The organism is Bacillus cereus group sp. BfR-BA-01310, from assembly GCF_022664325.1.
GTDB lineage: Bacteria > Bacillota > Bacilli > Bacillales > Bacillaceae_G > Bacillus_A > Bacillus_A paramycoides.
The window spans coordinates 146,494-172,508 of the sequence record NZ_JAKUHD010000003.1 but is presented as its reverse complement, the minus strand read 5'-3'; the positions used below and the strand labels follow the sequence as shown (position 1 = coordinate 172,508).

Here is a 26,015-nt window from a genome sequence, read left to right as displayed (position 1 = left end):
CAAACATTAGTATAGTGGAAACAAAAAGATTTTGCAATGTTTTTTTCTATGTAAAATGCTTTAACCTTTTTGTTACCTTAATTTATTCGTATAACTTGCTTCCAAATACAGCTTTTTCTAAATTAGATAGACGTTTTAAAATATCCGTATTCGTATTGTTATATACCGGTTGTGCAACTGGTGTTTGTACCGGTTGTTGCGGAACTTGTGTTGCCGCTACTTTCTGTTCTTCTAATTCACGTTTCAAACGAGCATTTTGTTGTTTTAATTGATCAAACTCCTTATGAAAGGCTTCATAGTCTTTAATAATCATATCAAGAAACTTATCTACTTCTTCTTGCTGATAACCTCTCATACCTGTTTTAAATTCTTTTTCTAAAATATCTTTCGCCGTTAATTTAATTTTATCCGAAATCATTTTCTTCACCTCAAATTTTTGCCAAAACTTTCATTAACTAAATTTTTTCAGAAACAACGCCTTTTGTCAATCATATATACGAGCACTATATTACATATTACTCTGCATTATTCCATTGTTCCTCTTCTATTATATCTTGTAAATCAGAAAAAAGAATGAAATAACTGTGATAATTTTCTATTTCTCCTTTTTTCTTTGCTGCTTCTACAATATATTTCGGGCTCCCAGGCTTTTCTTCATCATATACCGCTAAAAGCGCATCGCTTTTTTCAATAAAAAATTGATTCTTTAATTTAAATTGCCCCGGGCTTTCGTACTTCCGTTTCGTAATACTATCAATGTGATCTGCTTGCGAAAGAATATGCTCGTAATATTCACGGTTATCTTCCTTCCAATTTTCTTCTTGCTCTAAAAAAGGGGTAAATACCGCTAATTTCAAATCCGGATACTCTACTTGAATCTCAAAAACAACTTCAGCAGCCCATAACTCGACTCCTAACTGGCCACTTATAATAACCCACTCCAAACCTTCTTCTACAAAGGCCGTTAATTTACGATGCAACGCCTTTTTTATACATTCTACTCCTGGATGATCATTTTTAAATATTCCAAGTTCAAATGGCTTATATCCTGTTACAGCAACAACTTTCATACCAACACTCCAATTACAAAAAAAGAACTAGCATTTTGCTAGTTCTAACATATCATTTACTTTTTAAACATTCCACCAACATTTGGTCCCATATTTGGTCCAAATGGAGATACATTTGGTCCTGGTCCAAATGGAGACACATTCGGTCCCGGTCCAAATGGAGATATTTGATGCCCGTGGTAATGATGATGATGATGGCCATGACCACATGGTCCATATCCACCACCAATTCCACCGCCGATTCCACCAACAAATCCTGGATCACCAGGGTCCACAACATTTACGTTCGAGTTTGTTTGTGGGAAGAAGCTTTGATTTTTAATTTGTTGATGGTGTACATGTGTTGTATGCGTTGGGAAAATGTGTGGCACCACCGTTGTTGAAAAAGAATGTGTTACGCATTGTTTCGTCGGATGAATGACAGGAGCAGTTGTACAAATAGGTCCTGTTGGCTTCTGCCCCCCAAAGCAAGGATGACAATGATGCATAGTTTTTCTCTCCTCTCTCATTAAAAAAATCTGACTACACTTTACAATATGAGAAAGGAGGTAAGGCCGCTTGTTATATATACCCATTTATTTCACGGAAATTTGTCTAGTGCTGCATTTCATTCATCATATACATTACGGACAACACCCTACTATCATTTACCAAAGAACCCCCCGACTTGTTTAACAATCCCCGTCACTTGATTCATCGCATTCATCATTTGTCCAGCTGTATTCATCATTTTATTCACATCATAGCTACCATCTGATGTTTTAAATTGTGAAACAAAACTAGAAAACTGACTTGGTTGCTGTTGCTTTTGTTTATTCATTGTTGGGTATGGTTGTTTTGGTGGATAAAACATAGCCTGTTGATTTACATATTGAGTTGGTGGCATGTAGTATTGTGAATTCATATACATTTGTTGCGGTTGATCTGTATACATTTGCTGGGGCTGATTCATATGCGTTTGTTGCGGTTGATCCGTATACATTTGCTGGGGCTGATTCATATGCGTTTGTTGCGGTTGATTCGTATACATTTGCTGGGGCTGACTCATATGCGTTTGTTGCGGTTGATTCATAAACGACACTTCAAATGGCTGATAATAATTTTGATTTCCATAATAAGGTTCGAAAGGATACATATTATATCTTAAATATGTATCCTCATTATATTGGTACATATTTTGCTGCGCGTACGGGTTTGCTTGCTGATATACATTAGGTTGTTGAAACATGCATTCTCTCCTCCTTCACATAAGTTTCTACATATAGAATATGTACCTATAAAATAAAATGTGTGAAGGAGTATCTGTCTGTTTTTGTCGGAAGTTTAAATTTTTAAAAAAATTAGAAAGAAAGCCCTTCCATGCTATGATAATAAGGAAGAAGATTCTCATGGGGGAGGAATCAACATGGTATTAGGGGATTTAAAACAAGCGTTTTCTCAAAAAAAAGGGTATTGCACAGAAAATTCGAATGAACTGTTAGACTTTGCAAGACATTGTTATTTAGAAGGAAAAATATGTATATCAGATTATCGAACATTAATACGAGAATTAGAAATAAACGGTGCAACAAAACCTACAACAGTAACAGAGGCATAAAAAAAAACAAGAGGGTTTTTCCCTCTTGTTACTTACATTGCTCTATGATATTTTGCAAAGTATACGAAATAGCTTGATGAGTTTCAAAGAAACGTTTACCTTTTCCCTTATTTACAAAGCATTGTAGTACATTAGTTTGTAAATTATCGTACACTTGATCAATTTGTTGTACATGTATATACTTAGGTCTTTCTTTCTTGATCCACCTATAAGCTAAGTCTTTCCACAGCTCTAACTCTTCATCTACAGTATCAACAAATGGCTTCATATCCTTATAAAAATCATACTCATCAACTTCTCTTTTTTTCACATTCGCTTCATCATTATACTGCATTAACTTTTCCGAGGACTGGATTAATGCTTCATACTCCATTTTATTCCCACCTTACTATGCACTCACTACGACGTTTTGAAATGTCTTTACCCAACTCCCTTTTTCTTCGTGATGCACTAATTTATTTTCCATATGCTCGATATGCATTTCTGTTATTTCTATCTTATTGCATATTTTTTCACGCTTATCCTTCAACGCATGACTTATTCTAATCCCAATATTCATTTCCAGCAAATCGAGAGAACTTAACATTTGATCCATTTTTTTCATAACATCTTCCTTCTGAACCATCGCCATAAATAAAACGCCCCCTTCTTTGCCTTTCCTTTGTCATGTAATTTCGCCGATTTATCGATCAATCCTGCCCACATGACAAAACTAGTTGATATTCGTCAAAGAAATCATTTTGCATGCCATTTATAGAAATGGTAACAATACAAAAAGGAGGTGTATTACGATGGCAAAAAACAAAAACGAAAAAAAGAAAAATCAAAACAAACAACAAAACAAACCTGAGACTGGTAATCCAAAGCTTGATGGTCCAAATTTCCCTGCTACATAAAGTGACACTTTAATCTGAGTGACTCTTTCAAACAGCTATTTTCCGGCCTAAGCTCAACCTCTTTGCTTTCGCTAAGTTTTGAGGTTAAAGCCGTAATGCCCGCAAATAGCGGAATTAAAAGTAATTTGTTATAGAGCATATTACTTTTAATTAAGAAGTCCCGCCTTCCTAAATGAAGGCGGGACTTCTTTTTAATTATATCATGAATTCATCTATTCTTTTGACAAAACTATTTAATATAGAAAGAGTATGTATTTGCTCTCGCTTCTTTCTATACCATTCTGTTATATTAATTTTCCCTTTAGGTTTTTCAAATAAAAATAATGAATTCGTTTCTAGCCCTTCACTAAACCAATCTTTTTCAATTATTTTTTCATGAGTAACAATCGTATACACATCTCTTAGAGCCGGCGTACCTGACTTTCTTGTCCCCTTTAGGTAGCATTCATAATCCATCCTCGATCCTGTATGCCTAGTTTGCAATGTAAATTTATAAAACAAATCCCTATACTTTGGATGATACAATAACCAAGCTAGTTTTTTCCCAAGTTCTATACGTTTTTGTAACGTTTCAAATTGATAAACTGAAAACCCATATATTCTCCCTTCCACCGTTGGAAAAACAACTGCACTAACATGAAATATTTCTTGAAATTTAAACAAAGCGGTATCAAATACATGCTTTTGAAAATATGTATTCTCAATTACTGGTTTTTGAATTATATTTTGTTCATTTATAATAAGGGCCGTCATTAGCCTTATTACATCTCTTTTCTCCCAGAAATATATCCATTCTTTTTCCATAAAAATTGATGTGTTGAAAAATTGTAACAAATGGAAAAGAGGTACACATCTCCTTTTACTTTCCTCATATAGTAATAGTTGAGGGAAGGCATCTAAGAAAATAAGCCAATTAGCCTTTTCGTACGTGAGAAATAAATGTTTCTTTACTGTTGGAGATAGAACATTAGAATAGCACTTTCCTTCTAGATCTGTCATGTTCCAGCCTCCATTCCTTGAGACCATACTCGCTAAAAAAGACCATCGAATTTCTTTATTTCTCAAATAATATTCTTGGTAAGATTGTGTACGTGAAATATTATCTACATTAGCTATATCTGTTCTCTCCTTAATATTGTTAACTATAGCTTTTTCATCTTCTGTGCAAAAATAATCATTGCGATTTTGTTTAATTTTTTCGTAATCGTACCAGCTAAACATGAATAAGTACCATACCTTTCTTGAAAAAGGTCACATCTTTTTTCATTTTTTGATATAATCACCTTTGTAAGTAATTCTTAACAAGTTGGGAGTGGACACAATATGACCATTCGTTACCCAAATGGAAAAAGGTACGATCAAGCTTCACACCCTCATAAAACACCAGTTAAAAAACATACTTATAGTAATAGAGGTATGTCCCTTGAAGAGGAATTGAATGACACAAATCAATATTACTTAACCCATAATATTGCATGCGTACATAAAAAACCTACACCTCTTCAAATTGTAAAAGTAGATTACCCCGCTCGAAGTGCTGCTGTGGTAAAAGAAGCGTATTTCAAACAACCTTCTACAACAGATTACAACGGTGTATACAAAGGGAAATACATCGATTTTGAAGCGAAAGAAACAAAAAATAAAACCAGTTTTCCCCTTCAAAACTTCCACCTTCATCAAATTGAACATATGAAGCAAGTAATCGCTCATAACGGAATTGCATTTGTTATTATTAAATTTACACTTTTTGATGAACTTTATTTATTAGATTCAAAACATATTATTGCATTTTGGAATCGTCAAAATACAGGTGGACGGAAATCGATTACAAAACAAGAAATAGAAGCGCATGGATCTTTATTATCATGCGGTTATCACCCTCGGATTGATTATATCCGTGTACTAGACACGGTTTATTTTTCGTGATAGAGTCATCACTAAGGCTCTTTTTTCGACTTTTGGGGGAGAGAATGAAAGGTAGGAGAAAGTATAATGTCAGATAATTATCGTTCTCGTACAGAACGAAATCATGTAAAAAATCAAACGAAAGAAACAAATAAAGAAGAAAAACCAAAGAAAAAAGGTTCCTTTTTCAAGAAATTCCTTATAGGTTGTCTACTTCTTGGTATCGTCGGTCTCGTAGCTGGCGTTTCGGCTTTCTTTGTTATGGTAAAGGACGCTCCAAAATTAGACAAATCAAAACTTGTCAATCCTTTATCAACAAAGTTTCTTGATAAGGACGGAAATTTCTTCTATGAATACGGTGCGGAAAAACGAACCCATGTTACATACGATCAAATTCCAAAAGTAGTGGAAAATGCATTCCTTGCAACTGAGGATTCACGTTTCTATGAACATAATGGAATTGATTTTAAACGAACTACAAAAGCAGTTATGGAGAATGTCACTGGTGGTTTCGGTTCCCAAGGTGGTAGTACGATTACACAGCAAGTAGTTAAAAACTATTTTCTAACGATGGAAAAAACCGCAAAACGAAAAGTGCAGGAATGGTACTTATCTTATAAATTAGAGCAACAATACTCTAAACATGAGATTTTAGAAATGTACTTAAATAAGATTAATCTAGGTAACCGCTCTTACGGTATTGCATCAGCAGCTCAAAAATATTATCGCAAAGATTTAAAACAATTACAGTTACATGAAGCTGCAATGCTCGCTGGTTTACCCCAAGGTCCTAACATTTATGATCCAACAAAACCGGAAAATGTTGAACGAGCAACAAATCGCCGTAATGTCGTATTATCATTAATGAATCGACATGGTTATATAACAAAAGAAGAAATGAACAACGCAATGAAAATCCCTGTAACTGAGGGTCTTCAAAAATCAGAACTAACTGAAATGAAGTATCAAGCATTTTTAGATGCTGTTGTAAAGGAAGTTGAAAAAGAATATCCTGATGTAAATATCGGTTCAGATGGTTTAACGATCCAAACAACACTTGATCGAAATGCTCAAGATTACGCTGACGAAATTATGGATGGCAATCTTATTAAGTATCCAAACGATCAATTCCAAGGGTCATTTGTATTTATGGATACACAGTCTGGAGAAGTTCGAGCAATTGGGGCTGGGCGAAAAGAAAGTAAGTCTACTTTCAAAGGTCATAATATGGCTGTTGATTTAAAACGCCAAGTTGGTTCAACCATGAAACCTATTTTTGACTATGGTCCAGCTATTGAAAATCTACAATGGTCTACGTACCATCAACTAAATGACTCAGAGTACACATACTCTGATGGTACAAAAATTAAAAATGCTACAAACAGTTATAAAGGAGATGTGTCCCTACGTGACGCACTAAAAAAATCTTTAAATATTCCTGCTTTAAAAACAGCTCAAGCGGTCGGGCTTGATAAGTCAAAAGAATTCGCCAAAGGTCTAGGCATGACATTTAAAGATGATACTGTTTTTGAATCAACTGCAATCGGTAGTAATGAAAGCTCTCCGTTAGATGTCGCTGGAGCTTATGCAGCATTTGGAAATGACGGTATGTACAATAAGCCTCATTTCGTTAAAGAAGTTATTTTCCCAGATGGGAAAAAGAAAAGCTTTAAACCGAAAGAAAAACGAGCAATGCAAGACTCTACAGCTTACATGGTTACTGACGTTCTTCGTGATGTTGTAAAACCTGGTAGTGGTGGTACTGGCCCAACGGCTTATGTTCCCGGTTTTGATGTTGCTGGTAAAACAGGAACACAAAACTTTGATAAATCTGTTATTAAAAAATACGATATTCCAGCTGATGCCAACCGAGATAGTTGGTTCGCAGGATATACACCACAATATACAATGGCTGTTTGGACTGGTTACGAAAAGGATAGCTCAGAAAATTACATCGGCGATCGTTCTACTAGAATTGCGCAACAAATGTTCCAAGTAATGATGAGCAAATTCGCTACAGATAAATCTCGTTTCGAACGTCCTTCTTCTGTACAAGAAATAAACGGCGAGTTATACGTAAAAGGTGCGAAAAAAGATGCAATTAAAGAAATTAAAGTAGATTCACCTAGTGGCCTTAATGTCACTTTCGATGGTGCTAGCACAGTTACACTAAACTGGTCTGGACCATCAGAGGTTGATGCGTATGCCGCAAGCTATAAAGCTACTGACGGTACTAGTGGTAGCTTATCAGTAAGTGGTACAACAGCTACCCTCGGAGGCATTAAACCAGGTGTTACTTACAGCTTCTCTGTAGTAGCGAAAAAAGGTACTGGAACAAGCCCTGCAGTCGGTGCATCCTTTACCGCTCCTGGAGGAACTCCAGACGCGAAAACAGCTGAGGAAGAGGCTAAGAAAAAGGCTGAAGAAGACGCTAAGAAAAAAGCTGAAGAAGACGCCCAGAAAAAGGCCAATGAAGATAAGGTAAAACAAGAAGAAGCTAAGAAAAAGGCTGAAGAAGAACAACGTAAACAACAAGAACAACAACAACAACAACAACAACAACAACAAGAGCAACAACGCAAACAACAAGAAGAAGCTCAGAAGAAAGCTGAAGAAGAGCAGCGTAAACAACAAGAGGCTCAGAAAAAAGCTGAGGAAGAAGCTAGAAAAAAAGCTGAAGAAGAGCGTAAACAACAGGAACAACAGAATCACCAACAAGAACAACCGCATAGCGGAGGAGATACTACTCCGCACGCAGACGGAAATGTTGTTACAACAGAATCATAATAAAAGAAGTCCATTTCTCCTAACGAGAAATGGACTTCTTTTTTGTTATGATTTTCTTTACATGTAGCTTCTCTATTTCGATATACAACTGTGCTAATTGAATATAAGAATGATAATTACTCGGTTTCTTGATAATAAATGAATATCGCTCCATAAAATTAACAGGTTGTACTTCTAATTTATTCATATTTACTTGCATTTCATTCAAACCATGAACAGGTTGCTCATTTAGCCAATATACAACCGATAGCAAGTGAGCTGCAAAAAGAATCATCGGTCCCTCAGCTTCTTGTTTTTTTCTGTTTCGAAATAGCGTAGCAATTTCGTCTTGTTTCGTTTTCCATGTATTTAACACCGCTGGAATACTTTTTTCAAGTTCATTCCATGGCTCATACTGCTTTTCTATATCAAATATAAAATAAATATTTTGTATTATTTCTTCAAAAGATTGATCAGTATGATACGTAATCGATTTTACATCCTCTTCAAAAAATGGTAAATATCGAAACGTTTTCGGTACTTCTACAACTCTCTCCATCCCTTATTTCCCCTTCATCCGCTTTTTCCCTTCACGGCATACATCTAATAGCGGGCACTTTTCACATTGTGGACGTTGCGCTTTACAATGATAACGTCCAAAGAATATCATACGATGATGCGTCACTCCCCATTCATCCATTGGAATTTTCTTCATCAACGTTTTTTCCACCTCTAAAACTGAATCTTTCCATCTGCAAATCGCTAAGCGCTTACTCACTCTCTCTACATGCGTATCAACAGCAATTGCTGGAATCCCAAACGCAACTGAAACAACTACATTCGCTGTCTTTCTCCCTACACCTGGTAAGTTCGTCAGCTCGTCACGGTCTTCTGGAACTTTTCCGTTATAATCATCAAGTAACATTTGACATAATTTTTGAATGTTTTTTGCCTTGTTTCTATACAATCCAATTGAACGTATATCTTGTTGTAATTCTTCTAAAGACACACTTAAATAATCTTCTGGTGTTTTATATTTTTGAAATAAGTTTTTCGTCACTTTATTTACAAGTACATCTGTGCATTGCGCAGATAATGCCACTGCGATTACAAGTTCAAATGGATTATCATGAATTAATTCACAATGCGCATCTGGATACATATCCGCCATTGTATCTAGACAATAACGAATTTGCGTTTTGTTCAACATATCTTTCCTCCTACATTACTGCTCCAACCAATTATAAAAAGGCACTTTCCCAGTAAATTTCGTCTCTTGTTTTGTCGTTTGTTGTGTGCGTTGTTGATTCGCTCTAAATTTCTGGCCTTGATTTTGCGCTTGATCCACCGTTTTAATTCCATTCTTTTTCCACTCAAATAAGATGCGATCAATATACCTGAAATTAAGTTTACCACTCATAACAGCTTCCCGAAGAGCCGCTTGAATTAAATTCGGATGATGTTGATCTTGATCTTCCCACATTCCCAATGTTTCACATTCAAACGGCGAAAGTGGTCTTCCAAATTCTTTTTCAAATACTGTATATAAATTTACTTGAATTTGTTTTTTTTCTTGTTGCTCTTCTTCTATAGATTCATTCATTAAAAAGTGCAATATTTTTTCCCATAGTGGTTGTAAAGAATAACTTTCACACATCATCGCTTCAGATCTTTGTCCACCTTCTAGTGCTAAAAAACCTTTTTGAATTAATGTCTGAATCACTTCCATACATTTCATTTCTGTTATCGTCATCCGTTCTGAAATCTCTGAAGGAGTCGGGAACGAATTACCTGATTCTAAAAATGTGTGTACATGAAGTACCACCATAAATTCCGTTTCATTTAAACCTAGCTTTTTATAATGCATCATAAGCAATTTAGGAATCGCTATGCTTCCCTGTTCAAACCATTGTAACATCATTTTCTTTTTCATCACCAAACACCTCGCTCTCTAGTATAACACACCTTTAGCTATTTCTTTTTGCCACAATTCGTCAAAAAACCTCCCTATATGTAGGGAGGTTTTTTTGTGTTTAAGACAAGGAACAGCCGATTAAGCCTGCACTTTACTTTTCATAAATGTATGAATTCGTTCCAATGCTTTCTCTACTTGCTCAAGAGATGTCGCATACGATAGTCGAACGTTATTTGGTGCACCAAATCCTGTCCCTGGAACAAGAGCCACTTTTTCCTCTTCTAATAATGCCTTTGCCCAGTCATCAACTGTCTCATATCCAGTTAACGCTACAGCTTCTTTTACATTTGGGAATAAGTAAAATGCACCTTGTGGTTTGATGCAAGTGAAACCAGGAATTTGAATTAATTTATCATAAATAATGTTCAATCTTTCTTCAAATGCTTGACGCATCGTTTCTACAGGTTCTTGTGAGCCTGCATATGCAGCAATTGCACCGTATTGAGCAATTGAAGTAGGGTTTGACGTACTATGACTCGCTAAGTTCGTCATCGCTTTAATAAGCTGCTTATTTCCTGCTGCATATCCAATACGCCACCCTGTCATAGAATGAGATTTAGATACACCATTAATAATAAGTGTTTGTTCTTTTAATGCATTAGAAAGCTGGGCAATTGAAGTATATTCTGCATCACCATAAATTAATTTTTCATAAATTTCATCAGAAACGATTAAGATATCATGTTCTAAACATACTTCTCCAAGCTGTTGTAATTCTTCTTTGCTGTAAATCATTCCTGTTGGATTGCTCGGTGAATTAATAATAACTGCTTTCGTTTTCTCTGTAATTGCCTCACGCAGCTGCTTTGCTGTAATTTTGTACTCATTGTCTTCTAGACCTTCTACATAAACTGGCTTACCACCAGCAAGCTTTACTTGCTCAGGATAACTTACCCAATAAGGAGTTGGGATGATAACTTCATCTCCTTCATCAAGTAACACTTGGAATAATGTATATAATGCATGCTTGGCACCATTACATACAATAATTTCAGATGGATCATACGCTATCCCTTGATCGCGAGTAAATTTCTTAACGATTTCTTGTTTTAACGATTGTAATCCACCTGTTGGTGTATATTTCGTATGTCCTTCTAACATCGCTCTATGTGCGGCTTCCATAATATGTTCTGGCGTATTAAAGTCAGGTTCTCCTGCCCCTAATGCAATTACATCATGACCTTCCGCTTTTAATGCTTGTGCCTTTGCTGTAATTTCTAAAGTTGAAGACGGTGTTAAAGCAGCTACTCGCTTTGCTAATTTCATTTGCTGTTCCCCCTACATCTATTTTTCAATGCTATATCGTCGTAAAAACTTGCCATCTTTAAATTCAAGATAGTAGTAACTATAACGATTTTCATCATCAATATATGTAACTTCCCATAATGGTATATTATTTTCAACGCCTAATTTTGCTTTTAAGATTTCTTTCGGTTTGCTTTTTGATTCTTTACTTCCATCATCGACCTGTTCAGCCGTTCTTTGTATAGCTTCTTTTTCAGAAATACCTTCGCTCTTTTTTCTTACTATAGTATCTCCTTTTTTCTCAGGCACCCAAACAATGATTTGTTCTCCTTTTTCATCTGTACCTTGTACGACGGTATATGAAGATTTTCCATTAAAATAATCAACAGATTTTACCTTTGTAAGTTTTGCCTTTTCTTTTGCAATTTCTACAACCTTTGATTCTTTTGGAATTTTATTTTCCATCGCTTTATTATAAACATATGCCCCATATATTCCACTAGCAACGATAACGATAATGATTGCAAAGATCCACTTTTTCATTGTATCACTACGTTCTGTAAATCGTAAATACAGCTGTTTCTTTGTCTTTTTCGTCTAATGCTAATCCGAACATGAGGTCTTGCTCTTTTAACGTACGATTCAAGCTATCAACAATTTTATACAAATCAGACGAATATTTAATACGCGTCGTTGATAGTACTTCAATTTTCTTCTCCATGAAAAAACTCCTCCGTTACACAAAAATTTCTAATTATAGAAGAACGCAATGCGGTTACAATAAGAGTACATTCTTTACAACCCCTGCTTCATCACCCATCTATTATAGCAGGACATGTACAGCAAAAAAAGGTTTCAAACCGAAAAGCAATACATTTTGTATACAAGAAGTAAGAAAAATAAAATTCCTCCTACCCACATTTTTTACGCCTGAAGTTTAAATGTACTTCAGGCGTATTTTTCTTCCAATTTTTATTTATTTGGCCGTTCCTCTAATTGCTCTAACAATTCTTCTAACGGTCCTTCATAGAGTGGGACAGTCGGGATTGATTGTAAGAATCGTTTTCCATAGGAAGAGCTTGTCAAGCGACGATCTAACACAAATACCGTTCCTGTATCTGTATTTGTTCTAATAAGACGACCAAATCCTTGTTTGAAACGTAATATCGCTTGCGGGAGCGCTAACTTAGCGAATACGTCTTCTCCTTGATTTTTTAGCCACTCACCTTTTGCTTCTATCATTGGCTGATGAGGAGGTGTGAATGGGAGACGGACAATAACAAGACAACTCAAGGCATCTCCTGGAATATCTATCCCTTCCCAAAAACTGCTTGTTCCTAACAAAATCGATTTGTCAAACTCCTGAAATTTACGGATTAAGCGACTTCGACTTCTATTATTCACACTTTGTGTTAGCAATAAATATCCTTCTAATGCATCATCGTTTTTCAAATGCGTATACGCTTCTTTTAACATTTCATACGAAGTGAATAAAACGAGCATTCTACCTTTTGTAGTCTTCGCTATTTTTGCAATATGTTCCGATACGGATTCAATATAGTCCTCATTACTAACTTGCTTAATAAAAGGTACATCCGTTGAAACCATTAATTTCATTTGTTCTTCAAAATGAAACGGCGACGGAACCTTTAATGTATTTGGAGCAAAGTCATGTAAGCCTAGCTCCTCTTTTATATAGTCGAATGTATCGTTAACTGTTAGCGTTGCTGATGTGAAAATAACACTCTTTTTTCGCGTTAAAAATTCATCAGCAAATCTTTCACCAATATGAACAGGCTGCGCATATAAAACTGTTGAATGAATCGTCCCCTTCGTTTCGGTCTCCATCCATGTCACGTATGAATTTTTTTCTAATATGAGTAATTGTAAAGCTTGTGCCATCTTTCTCAACAACTCAATTAGATGCATAAATTCACCTGTAACAACATGCATCTCCCACTCTAATTTACTTTGCAGTATATCAACTTGTTTCTCAAGTGTAGTCACTAATTTTCTTAACTCATATACAAAACGATTTGTTAATTCAGTAATACTATCCCATAACTTACCGTGCTCCACTTCCGTGTTATATCGATAAACGAGCGGCATATTACTCGCTCCTTGTTCTTGCTTTGTTTGTTTAAATATGAAAGCACGTAACATTTGGAATAGTTCATCAGCATCAAACTTCAGTTCCTTCAAACTATGACTCATCATACGAAAAATCGAACGAGAGGCTTGCTCTGATTTTTTCATCATTTTATATACTTTGGACAGCACATCATCTGTTTCTAGCGTACCAAGACGAGATAGAACTAATTGAAAATACATACATGAGAACTGTTCACCTAATGTTCTACTAGCCGCTTCTTCAATATGATGAGCTTCATCAAAAATAATATGTTCATATGAAGCAAACAGTGGCTCTTCACTTGAAAAATCTTGAAATAATAACGCATGATTTGTAATAACAATATCTGCAAATAATGCGTTATTCTTCGCTCGCTGATAAAAACAACGACTAAACCAGTTACTTTGCATTCCGCCTGGACTATATGCATCACTGCAAATACGATTCCACAGCAATTTTCCGCCCTCAGGAATATTTAATTCATCACGATCGCCAGTTTCAGTTTGCAGTAACCACACTAAAATTTTCGCCTTCGTAAGCGCCATATCATAATTTTTCTCTTCCTCTTGCAAAGCATATTCAAATTTATGTAAACAAAGATAGTGCTTTCTTCCTTTCAGAAGAGCCACCTCAAATGAAAATGGCATTATTTTTTGTAATAACGGAATTTCTTTTTCAAGTATTTGTTGTTGCAGTTGTACAGTTTGTGTACTTATAATGACAGGTTCTTCTTTTTTCCTTGCAAAATAAATACTTGGAAGTAAATATGCAAGAGTCTTCCCCGTACCTGTTCCTGCCTCAATAAGTGAAAACCTGGAGTCTCTTAAAGCTGTATATATTTCCTTCATCATAAGCTGTTGGCTTTCTCTTTTTTCAAACTTTGGCATGTTTAATTCAAGTTTATCCATTGTCTTATGTAAGAAAGCATCAAATTTAGATGAGCATGTTTCACTTAGACTTAAGGAATAATTCCGCTTTCGAAGTGCAATATTTCGATACACTTCATACCCCTCTGCCTCTTCTTTACCATGCATCATTTTCTTTAAAATATTTTCAGAAAGCACATCAGCTATATCACTTTGGAAAACATCACTTAATTCATAAAGCGATTGTAATGTGACAAGTGGTAAATTTTCAATTTCATTTAAAAATTGTAAAAACAACTCCGCTGTTGCAAGAGCATCACTATCCGCACGATGCGGTTGATCGTGCTCTAATTCATGTTTCTTGGCTAAATCACGTAATTTATAACTATCGGCTGTCGGCAAAAGAATTTGCGCCAATTCAACTGTATCGATTTTAGGACAATGTACTTCTGTATATCCAGCCTGCCTTAATTCTTCATTTAAAAAATTCCAATCAAAGTGAACATTATGCGCAACGAAAGCCGCACCTTGTAATAGCTCAACAATCATCGGGGCTACATCTCGGAATAACGGGGCTTGTTTTACTAGATCTTCATCAATCCCTGTTAATTCTGTAATAAATAGGGGAATCTCTCTCTTCGGGTTAACAAAAGATGAGAAAATTTCTAATATCTCTCCATCTTCTACTACAACAGCTGCAATTTGGGTGATTTTATCCTTCCCATCTTTCCAGGAGTTCCCTGTCGTCTCTAAATCAACAACGACATAACGCTTACTCATATATGTAACACCTCAATTTCTTACCTTTCAAACAACAAAATTCATATATTGTTACTATACCACGTTTTATCTCATCTTAATGAAAAGATACAGAAAAAAGCTATCTCCTTAATAGAGATAGCTTTCCTACTTATAATATCGTGCCAGCTTTTTCAGCACCTAACATTTCAATAATTTGATTATGATCGTCTAGTACTGCAATTTTCGGTTCTTGTTTATGAACATTTTCTTCTGCCACTAAACCATAGCAAATAATAATAACTTTATCACCTGGTTGTACAAGCCTTGCAGCTGCACCGTTTAAACAAACAACGCCGCTACCGCGTTCTCCTTTAATAACATATGTCTCTAATCGAGCTCCATTGTTATTATTTACAATTTGTACTTTTTCATTTTCTATAATATTTACCGCATCCATTAAATCTTCATCAATTGTAATACTACCTACATAATTTAAATTTGCTTCCGTTACAGTTGCGCGATGTAACTTTGCTCTCATCATTGTGCGAAACATAGCTGCTCCCCCTATTTCCCCATTAATGTTATATTGTCAATTAATCGTACATTTTCAAACTTAACTGCAATTGCTAAAATGATTCGTCCTTCAATTTTATCTATTGCTGTCAATGAAGGATATGCATATAAATCAGCATAATCTACAGTGCCTTTCGTATACTTCTCAATATGCTCTTTCACAAGATTCATAATGATTTCTGGATTGTGTTCGCCTGCCTCAATTCGTTCCTTCGCTATACATAGACTGCGGTATAAATGAGGAGCCTCTTCACGTTCTTCTTGTGATAAATACACATTACGAGAACTTTTCGCTAATCCATTCTCTTCCCTTACAATATCAACTGGTACAATCGTAACTGGAATATTAAAATCAGTTACAAACCCTTCAATTACAGCAACTTGCTGTGCATCTTTCATACCAAAATAAGCACGAGTTGGCGCTGTAATATTAAATAGTTTCATTAGTACAGTAGCAACACCAGCAAAATGACCAGGTCTTTGTTTGCCGCATAATACGTCCGTACGCTTCACAACCTCTACTGTTGTTGTTTGTTCTGCTGGATACATCTCTTCTACACTCGGATAAAATAAATAGTCAACACCATTTTCTTTCGCTACACTTTCGTCTCTATCAATATCACGAGGGTATCGATCTAAATCTTCATTTGGTCCAAATTGCAATGGATTTACAAATACACTTAAAACTACAATTTCATTTTCTCCTCTTGCCTTACGTAATAAAGTAGCATGCCCTTCATGTAAATACCCCATCGTTGGAACAAAGCCAATACTTTTTCCACTTGCACGAAGTTCGCTCGTAATTTGCTGCATCTCTTGCACTGTAGTTATGATTTTCATTATTGTTTTCCCCCGTATAACGCTAAGCATTCTTCCTCTTTCATTGTGAACGAATGTTTTTCTTCAGGAAATTGCCCTGTCTTTACTTCAGCAACGTATTGCGAAATCCCTCGCACAATCTCCTCTTGAACAGACGTATATTGCTTCACAAATTTCGGAACACGTTTTACGCCATACGAGATAAGATCATGATAAACAAGTACTTGCCCATCTACTTTCCGTCCTGCTCCAATTCCGATTGTAGGAATTGTTAATTGCTCTGAAATAAGTTCTGCTAACTGCATTGGCACACACTCTAACACAAGCGCTATCGCACCAGCTTCCTCACATTTCTTTGCATCTTCTATTAATTTCTTTGCACTTTCAGCATCTTTTCCTTGTACTTTATACCCACCTAGAACTCCTACAGATTGAGGAGTTAAACCTAAATGTGCCACGACAGGAATTCCCGCATTCGTTAAGTAGTGAATAGTCGATATAACTTCTCCAGCACCTTCTACTTTTAATGCATGTGCCCCGCTCTCTTGAACGATGCGGCGTGCATTAATCATCGTATCTTGCAATGATACGTGATAAGACATAAATGGCATATCAGTTACAATAAACGTCTCTTTCGCTCCGCGGTGTACAGCTTTCGTATGATGGATCATATCCTCTACTGTTACTGGAACCGTTGAATCATATCCAAGTACAACCATCCCAAGAGAATCCCCAACTAAAATCATATCAACTTCAGCCTCTTCTGCTAATTTAGCAGATGGATAATCATACGCCGTTAGCATTGTAATCGGCTCACCTTGCTCTTTCATTTTCAAAAAATCTGTTTTTGTTTTCAAAAACTACTCCTCCTTTATGCAGGAGAGAGGAGATGGCCGAAATCATATAAAAAACCCCTCTGGCCATAAAAGGGCAGAAGGGTTGTGTGTTAGTCGGCATTATTCATCCCTCTGTCCCAGTCCGTTATTGGATCAAGGCAGAATCCAAATTATTATTTTTTCATACTGCTTTAAATAATGGTGCAGTTCGCTTTGATACTGCCCATATTCGAACTAATTATAGCAAACTAAGAAAAGGAATTGCTACACTTTTTCGAAAAAATAATTTTCTACTTTCATTACGGTCTGTGAAGTTTACAAATGTCCGATAAGTAAAAGAAGTTCCAAATTGGAACTTCTTTTACTTAATTTCTATATCAGCAGAATGAATGTGATGCATTTGTCCTTGATGATCCTCAAGTAGCAATACACCATCGTCCGTAATCCCTTTTGCTATCCCAGTAATCGTTTCCTTCATCGTTCGAGCTGTAATTTCTTTTCCGATACTCACTGCGTAACTTTCCCAAAGAATTTTAATAACAGAGAAGCCATTTCTTAAATACTCTTCATACAATTTCTCTAGTTGTAAGAAAATTTGTTGCATAAGTTCCGCACGAACAATCGGCTTACCCGACTCAATTGCTAACGAAGTTGCAATTTGCTGAATTTCCTCATCAAAATGTTCTTGTTTCTGATTTGCATTAATGCCAATCCCCATAATAATAGCATTAATTTTATCCGGATCAGCTTGCATTTCCGTTAGTATACCGACAGCTTTTTTCCCTTGAATTAATATGTCATTTGGCCATTTTATACCTACATTTACACCGGCACATTTTTCAATTGCTTGCGCTACGCTAACAGCTGCTAATAAAGTAAGTTGAGGTGCCTGATGAACTGGAATAGATGGACGCAAAATAATACTCATCCAAATCCCTGTGCCTTTTGGAGAATACCATTTTCTACTTAAACGTCCTCTACCTGCAGTTTGTTCTTCTGCAACGACAATTGTTCCCTCTTCTGCTCCTTCATGAGCAAGTCTTGCTGCAATATGCTGAGTAGATTCAACTGATTCTTCAAAATAAATTATTCTACCGATACGCTCTGTTTGTAATCCTAATTGAATCTCGTTAGCAGTTACTTTATCTGGTTTACTAGCAATCCGATAACCTAAACGGCGCACGGCTTCCAGTTCATACCCTTCATTACGAAGATCCTCCATATGCTTCCATACAGCGGTTCTCGAACAACCAAGTTTATCACTAAGTGTTTGACCAGATACAAATTCACCATCTGCTTCAGAAAAAACTTGCAATAACTGCTTTCTTATAGTAGATTGCATCTTTGCAGCCACTCCCTTACATTCTCATTCTCGTTAGCTAAGTTTCCTTCTACGATAGATTCTTCAATTTTTTGAAGCATTTCGGCAACCCAAGGGCCTGGCTTTTTATCTGCCCAAATTAATAAATCATTTCCTGTCACATTCATTTCTTGGCGACTCTTTATCGGTAATGACTCAAATAATGTTTCCACTTGTTTAACAGCTGAACTATCATAACTTTCTATTATCGCTTCATATACTCTTTCTGCCATTACTGCGATGTGCATCCCAGTTTTATAAAGAAAGACCGCATTCCATTCCGCCTTCTTTCTAGAACGGATTGCTAATAGAACGGCTACAATATCTTTTATTTTTTTATTTGAAAACTTCCATTGACGTAAAAAGACAGAGGGATGTTCTTCTCCGATACAATATAAGAAGAATGCCCACGCCTCAACGTCTGTTTCAAATGAATTCCATTTATACTGCGTAGCTTTTAAGAGTCGTTCTTCTGACATTTGTAAATATGGGAGATGATAAAATAACTTCGTTTCTACTAACTCGTGAAGCCCCTTCGCACAATATGTACCAGTCAACAATTTTTCAAATTCTACTGTAATTCTTTCAATTGCAATATGTTCGAGCAAATGCCCATACGTTTCAATTGCTTGTTTCGTCTTTGTTTCCAAAGAGAAACCTAACGTACTAACGAATCGAATACCACGCATCATTCGCAGTGCATCTTCTTGAAAACGGTCTGCAGCATTTCCAACTGTTGCAATTTCTTTCATACGAATCGCTTCTTGCCCAGCAAATAAGTCAATCATTTCGCCTTCTTCTGTCATTGCAATTGCATTCATCGTGAAATCACGTCGTTTTAAATCCTCTTCTAATGAACGGACAAATTGAACACTACTAGGTCTCCGAAAATCTTCATATTCGCTCTCTGTTCGAAAAGTTGTTACCTCATACGGTTCACCATCTTCTACAACAATTACAGTTCCATGCTCAAGACCAACCGGAACATGTCTTGGAAAAATAGCCATTACTTCTTCTGGTAAAGCTGATGTTGCAATATCGATATCTCCAATCGGTCTATCGATAATAAGATCACGTACACTTCCACCAACGAAGTAAGCCTCATGTCCATGCTGTTTTAATGCCGCAATAATTGAACTAGCTTTTTTAAATCTTTCCATTCTTGTCATCCCTTAGTATGTCATAATAAATCGCCTCATACTGTGAAACGATTTTTTCTGAACGAAACTGCTCATATACAGATTTCATTGCTCGCTCTCCCATATTACGGTGAAGCTCTTCATTTTTTAGTAGTTGAATTGCTTGCTTAGCTATGCCGTCTGTATCTCCAACTTCACATATGTATCCTGTTTCACCATGTTGAATGACCTCTGGAATACCTCCAACCCGTGTTCCGATACAAGGCACGCCACACGCCATTGCTTCTAATAAAACAAGACCAAAGCTTTCCTTTTCTGATAAAAGTAACATTAAATCGCTCATCGCAAGAAGCTCTGCAACATTATCTTGCTTTCCTAGGAATAAGACACGATCTTCAATCTGTAAATTTTTCACTAACTGTAAAATCGTACAGAATTCTGGTCCATCCCCAACAAGAAGCAACTTCCCATCCACTTCCTTAACAATTTTAGCGAATGAATGAACAACATCCTGTACTCGCTTAACTTTTCGGAAGTTTGAAATGTGAATTAGTACTTTTTCAGTTTCCTGTATACCATATTCCTTTTTTAACTGATACATATCACGCTTAAAATATACGCGTTCATCAATAAAATTGTATACTGTCTGAATCTCTTTATCTGGTTTTACAACCTCATGCGTTTCTTCGATTAGCGAATGCGATACCGCGGTAACAACATCAGATTGTTCAATACCAAATCGAATTAAATTATTTAACGAAGGGTCGGAACCTAACACAGTAATATCTGTTCCATGTAAGGTTGTAACAATTTTAATACGCTCCCCAATCATTTGTTTTGCTAAATATGCACAAATAGCATGAGGGATTGCATAATGCACATGTAAAATATCCAGATTTTCTCTTTGAGCAACCTCGGCCATTTTACTTGCTAATGCTAAATCGTAAGGTGGATATTGAAATACCGAATATTGATTTACTGTTACTTCATGAAAATAAATGTTTGGATACACTTTATTCAACCGAAATGGTACACCCGATGTAATAAAGTGAATTTCATGCCCACGTTCCGCCAATTGTTTTCCTAATTCCGTTCCAACAACCCCAGAACCACCTACAGAAGGATAACATGTAATACCTATTTTCAATTTCATTTACATCCCCCTATTAAATCAGCATTTAATAAAAGCGGCTTCTTACTCATAAACCCTTCGGCATACTTCACTCCCACTTCTTTCCCAAACATCTTCTCGCGAGCAATTACAGTTTCAACGTATCCGTCAGTTAATGGCGTCTTAACACCATCACTCCCTGTTGAAAACTGACTTTCATACGCTTCTAACGCTTCGACCTTTTTAGAAAGGTACTCACTAATATCTATACAAAAATTCGGTTTATGAAAACCATTAATCATATAATTATAAAAAGACTCTACACGATGCGGCGGAAGTTCAGGCATATATTTACGAATTCCTGCTGAAAAGATAGCTTCTTCCACAAGTTTCGCGCAATTCGCATGGTCTGGATGACGATCTTCATAATATGGTGCAAAAATTAGCGTTGGTTTATATGTACGAATAACCTTTACAATTTCACGTATATATTCTTCTTTCATATACAAACCACGGTCTGGCATCTCCAAATTAATTCTCGTGTTTACTCCCATAATACGAGCTGCAGCCTGCGCTTCTTCTTTCCTCAGTTCTACCGTTCCATTTGAAGAAAGGTCAGCTTCTGTTAAATCGCAAATGCCTACTTCATATCCTTGCTTCGTATATTTTGCAATAGTACCTGCCATGCCGATTTCAACATCATCGGCATGAGCACCAAACGCTAATATATGTAATCCACTCATAATTGTTCCCCTCATTTTCTTAACTTTCGGTAATCTAAATCTCCCCGCTCTAATGCATGCATTAGCATTTCAGCACTTGCCATATTGGTTGCTAGTGGAATGGCATATACATCGCATAAACGAAGTAACGCATTGACATCCGGTTCATGTGGCTGCGCTGTTAGTGGATCCCGGAAAAAAATCACCATATCCATATCATTTTTTGCAATCATTGCACCAATTTCTTGATCGCCACCAAGAGGACCAGATTGATATCTTGTTACAACTAAACCAGTTGCCTCCATAATTCGAAGTCCTGTCGTTCCTGTTGCAAAAAGTTCATGTTGCTCGAAAATTGGTTTATATGCGTATGCAAACGAAACCATATCATTTTTCTTTTGGTCATGTGCGATTAAGGCAATTTTCATCCGTTGTCTCCCCTTTAGTCGATAATATTTTCTAAACCGTACACAAGATGATCAAGGTTCATTACTGTTTCAATTGATAGTTTTACCCCTGACATAAATGATGCACGATTGAATGAATCATGACGAACTGTTAACATTTGTCCATCTCCGCCAAATAACACTTCTTGATGCGCAATAAGTCCTGGTAAACGTACGCTATGAATATGAATACCATCCACATTTGCACCACGTGCACCTTCTAGTTGTTCGATTTCATTTGGATGACCTTGCTGCTTTGGCTCGCGGTTTTGACGAATTAATTCTACTGTTTTTACAGCAGTACCAGATGGTGCATCTAACTTTTGATCGTGATGTAACTCAATCACTTCCACATCTTGGAAGTACTTCGCTGCCATTTGAGAGAATTTCATCATAAGTACTGCACCAATCGCAAAGTTTGGAGCAATTATCGTTCCTACTTCTTTTTCTTTTGCAGTTTCCGTTAAATGTTTAAGCTCTTCTTCTGTAAATCCTGTCGTACCAATAACAGAACGTAGTCCACGCTCAACTGCAAGTGTAACGTGTTGTTTCCCAACTTCTGGCGTTGTTAAATCTAACAACACATCTGCTTCCACTTCATCTAAACAAGTATGTAAATCTGCGTAAATCGGTGCATCTAACGCAGGCATTCCAGGCAAATCAGAGATTTTCTCTCCGCCATGTTTATAGTCAATTGCTGCTACTAAATTGAAATGTTCCGTTCTTTCCATAAGAAGGACTGCTTCATGTCCCATACGTCCTCTTGGTCCGGCGATAATTACTTTAATTTCTTTCATGCTTCTTTCTCTCCCTCATCAATACGTGTCCAGCGATCTTTATCACGTGTATTAAATTTATCCATTACAATGTTATGCGCTGTTTCTAAATCAATATTTAAACTATTTGCCATACAAATCATAACAAATAATACATCTCCAAGCTCTTCTTCAATACTTCGTTCTTTCTCAGTCGTTTTCTTTGGTTTCTCACCATAATAATGATTAACCTCTCTTGCAAGCTCTCCCATTTCTTCAGTTAAACGGGCCACCATTGCAAGCGGACTAAAATAACCTTCTTTAAATTGACCAATATATGCATCTACTTCTTTCTGCATATCTTTCATCGTTTTTGTTTCCATACTATTCACCTCTAATCCTTCCTCTTTCATGTTAGCCAATTCATCGCGATTTGACAAATATTATTCTCTCATATCACTATTTACGACCCTTTTTTGGATAGACTATAATAAAGTGAAACTTCTTTTGCGTGCTTTTTCGCAAAAGATTAGCCCGAACCAATCGGCCTCTTACGCCGTTTACTATTTTTACTAGCAGCTAGAAATAACTTATTATGTTTTACCGTTTAAGCGGAGCAATGCAAATCCATACATAATTAGGGGGATTTCTATATGACAGCAAACTTAAAGATTCGAAATATCATTTTCATTTTAATCGGTTCCGCTATTTTTTCTTTCGGTATTGTGAATATCAATATTGAAAATCACCTAGCAGAGGGTGGATTTACCGGCATTACGCTATTATTATATTTTCTATTTTCGCTTGACCCTTCTTATACAAACTTGATTTTAAATATCCCTATATTTTTCATCGGTTGGAAGTTGCTCGGACGAACGACGTTTTTCTACACATTAATAGGTACATTTAGCGTGTCTTTATTCCTATGGATTTTCCAGCGCTACGAAGTACTCAACTTACATTTAAACTTGCAAAATGATATGACACTTGCTGCTTTATTCGCCGGGGCATTTATCGGTATCGGCCTTGGAATTATATTTAAATACGGCGGGACTACTGGCGGTGTTGATATTATCGCAAGGCTAGCTCACAAATATGTTGGCTGGAGTATGGGAAAAACGATGTTTATGTTTGATGCAGTCGTTATTGTCGTCTCTATTCTTACATATTTATCATACCGTGAAGGTATGTATACGTTAGTTGCTGTTTTCATCGGGGCTAAGGTCATTGATTTTATGCAAGAAGGAGCCTATGCAGCAAAAGGAGCAACTATTATTTCTGATAAGAACGATGAAATTGCTGCAAAAATTTTATCAGAAATGGAGCGCGGAGCAACCTTTTTAAAAGCTGTTGGATCCTATACAAAAGTTGAACGAAATGTACTATATTGTGTTGTAGCTAAAAATGAAATCGTGAAATTAAAAAATATCATTACTTCTGTAGACCCTCACGCGTTTGTTGCTGTAAGCGATGTACACGATGTCGTCGGCGAAGGATTTACATTAGATGAAAATAAAAACCCGTTACATAATTAAACATAACTAGAAAAGCCACATGGCTTTTCTAGTTTTTTATTGCTATATATTGCTTCAGCTTCTCTAAATCCTCATAAATTAACTCCAATAAACTACGATTATAAAAAATTGAAGCCGGATGAAAGGTAGGAAAAATTTTATATTCTTTTTCAGTCCATATAAACCCTGCATGATCTATATCTTTTAGTTTTTGAATCGGCTGCTTTAATAGTTGCCCATGAATATCCGTAATCTTTTTATTCTTTCCGGCTAAACGTTTTAACGCAACATTACCAAGTGTAACGATAACTGGCGGATCCATATGTGCCAATTCAAAATCTAACAACGGAGCGTGTGCAAGTATTTCGCCTTGATTCGGTGTTCTATTATACTTTTTCTGTATTAATTCGCCATTTCGCTCTCTTTTCTCGCGCCACTTAAACGGTCTACTTCGAACCGCACTCGTAATGTACACTTCTTCCCTTTTGATGTGAATACGTTCTAAAAACTCCATTAAATGTTTTCCGGCTTTTCCGCTAAACGGTATGCCATTATAAATTTCTGTTTCACCAGGTGCTTCTCCAACAATCATTAATTTCGGGTTTTCAGGGCCTTGTCCACTTAAAAAACCTTCTAATTGATACGAAACGCTACGCTCCTTCACTTGTTTTACTAAATGATCTGGATATATTATTTCTGTCACCTTCTTTCACCACTACACACTTATATTTATTATTACTAGTTCTAGACCTCTCATTATCTCTATTATTTCCATTTATAGCGTATTATAAGATTCAATCCACAAAACAAAAAAAGACTATCAAAATTGATAGTCTTTAATCGTCGCTACGCTGCATACCAGTATAAATTAATACGAGACGTAATAATTCAAATACTGCCACAGCAGCTGCCGCTACATATGTTAATGCTGCCGCATTTAATACTTTACGAGCTTGACCGTATTCATCTGTCGATACGATACCTAGTGCTTCAATTTGTTGCATTGCGCGTTTTGATGCATCAAACTCAACTGGTAATGTAACAAGTTGGAAAATCACACCTGCTGCCATTAAAATAATTCCTAGTAACAATAAACCAGACATTTGTGCAAATACACCGATTAGGACGAAAATCCAAGACATATTTGAACCAAAATTAGCAACTGGCACTAACGAATGGCGTACACGCATGAAGTTATAATCTTTCGCATCTTGAATTGCGTGTCCTACTTCGTGTGCTGCTACTGCTGTACCAGCAACTGAATGTCCATAATAGTTATCTGTTGATAATCGAACTGTCTTTGCAGTTGGATCGTAATGATCTGATAAATGACCTGGCGTTTCTTCTACAGCTACATTATACAATCCATTTTCATCTAAAATTTTCCGAGCCACTTCCGCTCCTGTCATACCTGATGTTGAATAAACTTGTGAATACTTGCTATAGGCACTACGTACTTTTGACTGTGCATACAACGGTATGATCAAAATGATCGCGAAGTAAATTAAATAAAACATCATAAACCTCCATTGAAGTTTTAATTATAGT

31 protein-coding genes are annotated in these 26,015 nt (G+C 36.2%); 5 read left to right on the top strand and 26 right to left on the bottom strand.

Translation table 11 applies throughout. The features are described 5' to 3' along the window. Window positions 1-82 precede the first annotated feature (82 nt). The 4 genes from gpsB to MR109_RS08925 form a co-directional block, all read right to left on the bottom strand. Complete coding sequence (gene gpsB / locus MR109_RS08940; RefSeq protein ID WP_000622426.1) at window positions 83-418, bottom strand: cell division regulator GpsB; 336 nt, start codon at window positions 416-418, stop codon at window positions 83-85. A gap of 97 nt (window positions 419-515) precedes the next feature. After that, window positions 516-1,070, bottom strand: coding sequence for an SLOG family protein (locus MR109_RS08935; protein WP_242271798.1), 555 nt, complete (start codon window positions 1,068-1,070; stop codon window positions 516-518). A 56-nt stretch (window positions 1,071-1,126) separates the two neighbouring features. Further along, window positions 1,127-1,558, bottom strand: coding sequence for a CotD family spore coat protein (locus MR109_RS08930; RefSeq protein WP_242271797.1), 432 nt, complete (start codon window positions 1,556-1,558; stop codon window positions 1,127-1,129). 155 nt (window positions 1,559-1,713) lie between these two features. Further along, window positions 1,714-2,298 (bottom strand): YppG family protein, encoded by a 585-nt coding sequence (locus MR109_RS08925; RefSeq protein ID WP_242271796.1) that lies wholly within the window; start codon window positions 2,296-2,298, stop codon window positions 1,714-1,716. 177 nt (window positions 2,299-2,475) lie between these two features. Between MR109_RS08925 and MR109_RS08920 the strand changes: the two genes are divergently transcribed. After that, entirely contained in the window at window positions 2,476-2,667 is a 192-nt protein-coding gene (locus MR109_RS08920) for a YppF family protein (protein WP_002171200.1), read from the top strand. A 28-nt stretch (window positions 2,668-2,695) separates the two neighbouring features. Here the strand turns inward: MR109_RS08920 and MR109_RS08915 are convergent, their stop codons facing one another. Both MR109_RS08915 and MR109_RS08910 read right to left on the bottom strand, forming a co-directional pair. Next, a complete protein-coding gene (locus MR109_RS08915; protein WP_002171199.1) occupies window positions 2,696-3,040 on the bottom strand; it encodes a YppE family protein in 345 nt (114 codons plus the stop codon). 15 nt (window positions 3,041-3,055) lie between these two features. Further along, complete coding sequence (locus tag MR109_RS08910) at window positions 3,056-3,298, bottom strand: hypothetical protein (RefSeq protein WP_071721127.1); 243 nt, start codon at window positions 3,296-3,298, stop codon at window positions 3,056-3,058. An 85-nt stretch (window positions 3,299-3,383) separates the two neighbouring features. Here MR109_RS08910 and MR109_RS30195 point away from each other — a divergent pair, with 85 nt between their 5' ends. Continuing rightward, window positions 3,384-3,563 carry a phage portal protein gene (locus MR109_RS30195; protein WP_081806572.1) on the top strand — a complete coding sequence of 60 codons (180 nt, stop codon included), beginning with the start codon at window positions 3,384-3,386 and terminating at the stop codon, window positions 3,561-3,563. Between the two features lie 195 nt (window positions 3,564-3,758). Here MR109_RS30195 and MR109_RS08905 read toward each other — a convergent pair whose 3' ends face one another. Continuing rightward, window positions 3,759-4,784: a DUF2515 domain-containing protein gene (locus MR109_RS08905; RefSeq protein WP_071721129.1), complete on the bottom strand. Its 1,026-nt coding sequence runs from the start codon at window positions 4,782-4,784 to the stop codon at window positions 3,759-3,761. Between the two features lie 102 nt (window positions 4,785-4,886). On the opposite strand from MR109_RS08905, the gene recU reads away from it, so the two are divergent. Both recU and MR109_RS08895 read left to right on the top strand, forming a co-directional pair. Further along, window positions 4,887-5,489, top strand: coding sequence for a Holliday junction resolvase RecU (recU, locus tag MR109_RS08900; RefSeq protein WP_002171195.1), 603 nt, complete (start codon window positions 4,887-4,889; stop codon window positions 5,487-5,489). A 66-nt stretch (window positions 5,490-5,555) separates the two neighbouring features. Next, on the top strand, window positions 5,556-8,255 hold the full coding sequence (locus tag MR109_RS08895; RefSeq protein ID WP_242271795.1) for a PBP1A family penicillin-binding protein: 2,700 nt from the start codon (window positions 5,556-5,558) through the stop codon (window positions 8,253-8,255). Window positions 8,256-8,274: 19 nt separating this feature from the next. On the opposite strand, the gene MR109_RS08890 is transcribed toward MR109_RS08895, so the two are convergent. The 17 genes from MR109_RS08890 to MR109_RS08810 form a co-directional block, all read right to left on the bottom strand. After that, window positions 8,275-8,793 (bottom strand): YpoC family protein, encoded by a 519-nt coding sequence (locus tag MR109_RS08890; protein WP_048370391.1) that lies wholly within the window; start codon window positions 8,791-8,793, stop codon window positions 8,275-8,277. Window positions 8,794-8,796: 3 nt separating this feature from the next. Next, window positions 8,797-9,444, bottom strand: a complete 648-nt coding sequence (nth, locus tag MR109_RS08885; RefSeq protein WP_002171192.1) for an endonuclease III — start codon at window positions 9,442-9,444, stop codon at window positions 8,797-8,799. Window positions 9,445-9,459: 15 nt separating this feature from the next. Then, on the bottom strand, window positions 9,460-10,167 hold the full coding sequence (dnaD, locus tag MR109_RS08880) for a DNA replication protein DnaD (protein ID WP_002171191.1): 708 nt from the start codon (window positions 10,165-10,167) through the stop codon (window positions 9,460-9,462). 120 nt (window positions 10,168-10,287) lie between these two features. Beyond that, the gene (aspB, locus tag MR109_RS08875) at window positions 10,288-11,475 is read right to left on the bottom strand and encodes an aspartate transaminase AspB (RefSeq protein ID WP_002171190.1); all 1,188 of its coding nucleotides are present in this window, start codon (window positions 11,473-11,475) and stop codon (window positions 10,288-10,290) included. An 18-nt stretch (window positions 11,476-11,493) separates the two neighbouring features. After that, window positions 11,494-11,997, bottom strand: coding sequence for a cell wall elongation regulator TseB-like domain-containing protein (locus MR109_RS08870; protein WP_002171189.1), 504 nt, complete (start codon window positions 11,995-11,997; stop codon window positions 11,494-11,496). A 7-nt stretch (window positions 11,998-12,004) separates the two neighbouring features. Further along, a complete protein-coding gene (locus MR109_RS08865; protein ID WP_000412179.1) occupies window positions 12,005-12,175 on the bottom strand; it encodes a YpmA family protein in 171 nt (56 codons plus the stop codon). Window positions 12,176-12,426: 251 nt separating this feature from the next. Beyond that, the gene (dinG, locus tag MR109_RS08860; protein ID WP_242271792.1) at window positions 12,427-15,231 is read right to left on the bottom strand and encodes an ATP-dependent DNA helicase DinG; all 2,805 of its coding nucleotides are present in this window, start codon (window positions 15,229-15,231) and stop codon (window positions 12,427-12,429) included. A 130-nt stretch (window positions 15,232-15,361) separates the two neighbouring features. Continuing rightward, window positions 15,362-15,745 (bottom strand): aspartate 1-decarboxylase, encoded by a 384-nt coding sequence (panD, locus tag MR109_RS08855; RefSeq protein WP_002171187.1) that lies wholly within the window; start codon window positions 15,743-15,745, stop codon window positions 15,362-15,364. A gap of 11 nt (window positions 15,746-15,756) precedes the next feature. Continuing rightward, window positions 15,757-16,605 (bottom strand): pantoate--beta-alanine ligase, encoded by an 849-nt coding sequence (panC, locus tag MR109_RS08850; protein WP_242271790.1) that lies wholly within the window; start codon window positions 16,603-16,605, stop codon window positions 15,757-15,759. Beyond that, window positions 16,605-17,441, bottom strand: a complete 837-nt coding sequence (gene panB / locus MR109_RS08845) for a 3-methyl-2-oxobutanoate hydroxymethyltransferase (RefSeq protein ID WP_025147213.1) — start codon at window positions 17,439-17,441, stop codon at window positions 16,605-16,607. The genes panC and panB overlap by 1 nt, the downstream gene beginning before the upstream one ends. 340 nt (window positions 17,442-17,781) lie before the next feature. Continuing rightward, window positions 17,782-18,762, bottom strand: a complete 981-nt coding sequence (locus MR109_RS08840) for a biotin--[acetyl-CoA-carboxylase] ligase (protein ID WP_242271788.1) — start codon at window positions 18,760-18,762, stop codon at window positions 17,782-17,784. After that, window positions 18,747-19,940, bottom strand: a complete 1,194-nt coding sequence (locus tag MR109_RS08835; protein WP_071721140.1) for a CCA tRNA nucleotidyltransferase — start codon at window positions 19,938-19,940, stop codon at window positions 18,747-18,749. Before MR109_RS08835 ends, MR109_RS08840 begins: the two co-directional genes overlap by 16 nt. Beyond that, window positions 19,927-21,072 carry an N-acetyl-alpha-D-glucosaminyl L-malate synthase BshA gene (bshA, locus tag MR109_RS08830; protein ID WP_071721141.1) on the bottom strand — a complete coding sequence of 382 codons (1,146 nt, stop codon included), beginning with the start codon at window positions 21,070-21,072 and terminating at the stop codon, window positions 19,927-19,929. The genes MR109_RS08835 and bshA overlap by 14 nt, the downstream gene beginning before the upstream one ends. Beyond that, entirely contained in the window at window positions 21,069-21,773 is a 705-nt protein-coding gene (bshB1, locus tag MR109_RS08825; RefSeq protein WP_098472976.1) for a bacillithiol biosynthesis deacetylase BshB1, read from the bottom strand. The genes bshA and bshB1 overlap by 4 nt, the downstream gene beginning before the upstream one ends. Before the next feature lie 11 nt (window positions 21,774-21,784). Beyond that, a complete protein-coding gene (locus MR109_RS08820; protein WP_002171179.1) occupies window positions 21,785-22,180 on the bottom strand; it encodes a methylglyoxal synthase in 396 nt (131 codons plus the stop codon). 14 nt (window positions 22,181-22,194) lie between these two features. Further along, on the bottom strand, window positions 22,195-22,995 hold the full coding sequence (gene dapB, locus MR109_RS08815; protein ID WP_002171178.1) for a dihydrodipicolinate reductase: 801 nt from the start codon (window positions 22,993-22,995) through the stop codon (window positions 22,195-22,197). Then, window positions 22,992-23,336, bottom strand: coding sequence for a nucleotide pyrophosphohydrolase (locus MR109_RS08810; protein ID WP_050447062.1), 345 nt, complete (start codon window positions 23,334-23,336; stop codon window positions 22,992-22,994). The genes dapB and MR109_RS08810 overlap by 4 nt, the downstream gene beginning before the upstream one ends. A 270-nt stretch (window positions 23,337-23,606) precedes the next feature. Here MR109_RS08810 and MR109_RS08805 point away from each other — a divergent pair, with 270 nt between their 5' ends. Next, complete coding sequence (locus MR109_RS08805) at window positions 23,607-24,488, top strand: YitT family protein (protein ID WP_071721145.1); 882 nt, start codon at window positions 23,607-23,609, stop codon at window positions 24,486-24,488. A 28-nt stretch (window positions 24,489-24,516) separates the two neighbouring features. Here the strand turns inward: MR109_RS08805 and MR109_RS08800 are convergent, their stop codons facing one another. Together MR109_RS08800 and MR109_RS08795 are read right to left on the bottom strand one after the other, a co-directional pair. Next, window positions 24,517-25,170 (bottom strand): uracil-DNA glycosylase, encoded by a 654-nt coding sequence (locus MR109_RS08800; RefSeq protein WP_242271785.1) that lies wholly within the window; start codon window positions 25,168-25,170, stop codon window positions 24,517-24,519. Between the two features lie 133 nt (window positions 25,171-25,303). Further along, complete coding sequence (locus MR109_RS08795) at window positions 25,304-25,984, bottom strand: zinc metallopeptidase (RefSeq protein ID WP_002171174.1); 681 nt, start codon at window positions 25,982-25,984, stop codon at window positions 25,304-25,306. Window positions 25,985-26,015: the final 31 nt, after the last annotated feature.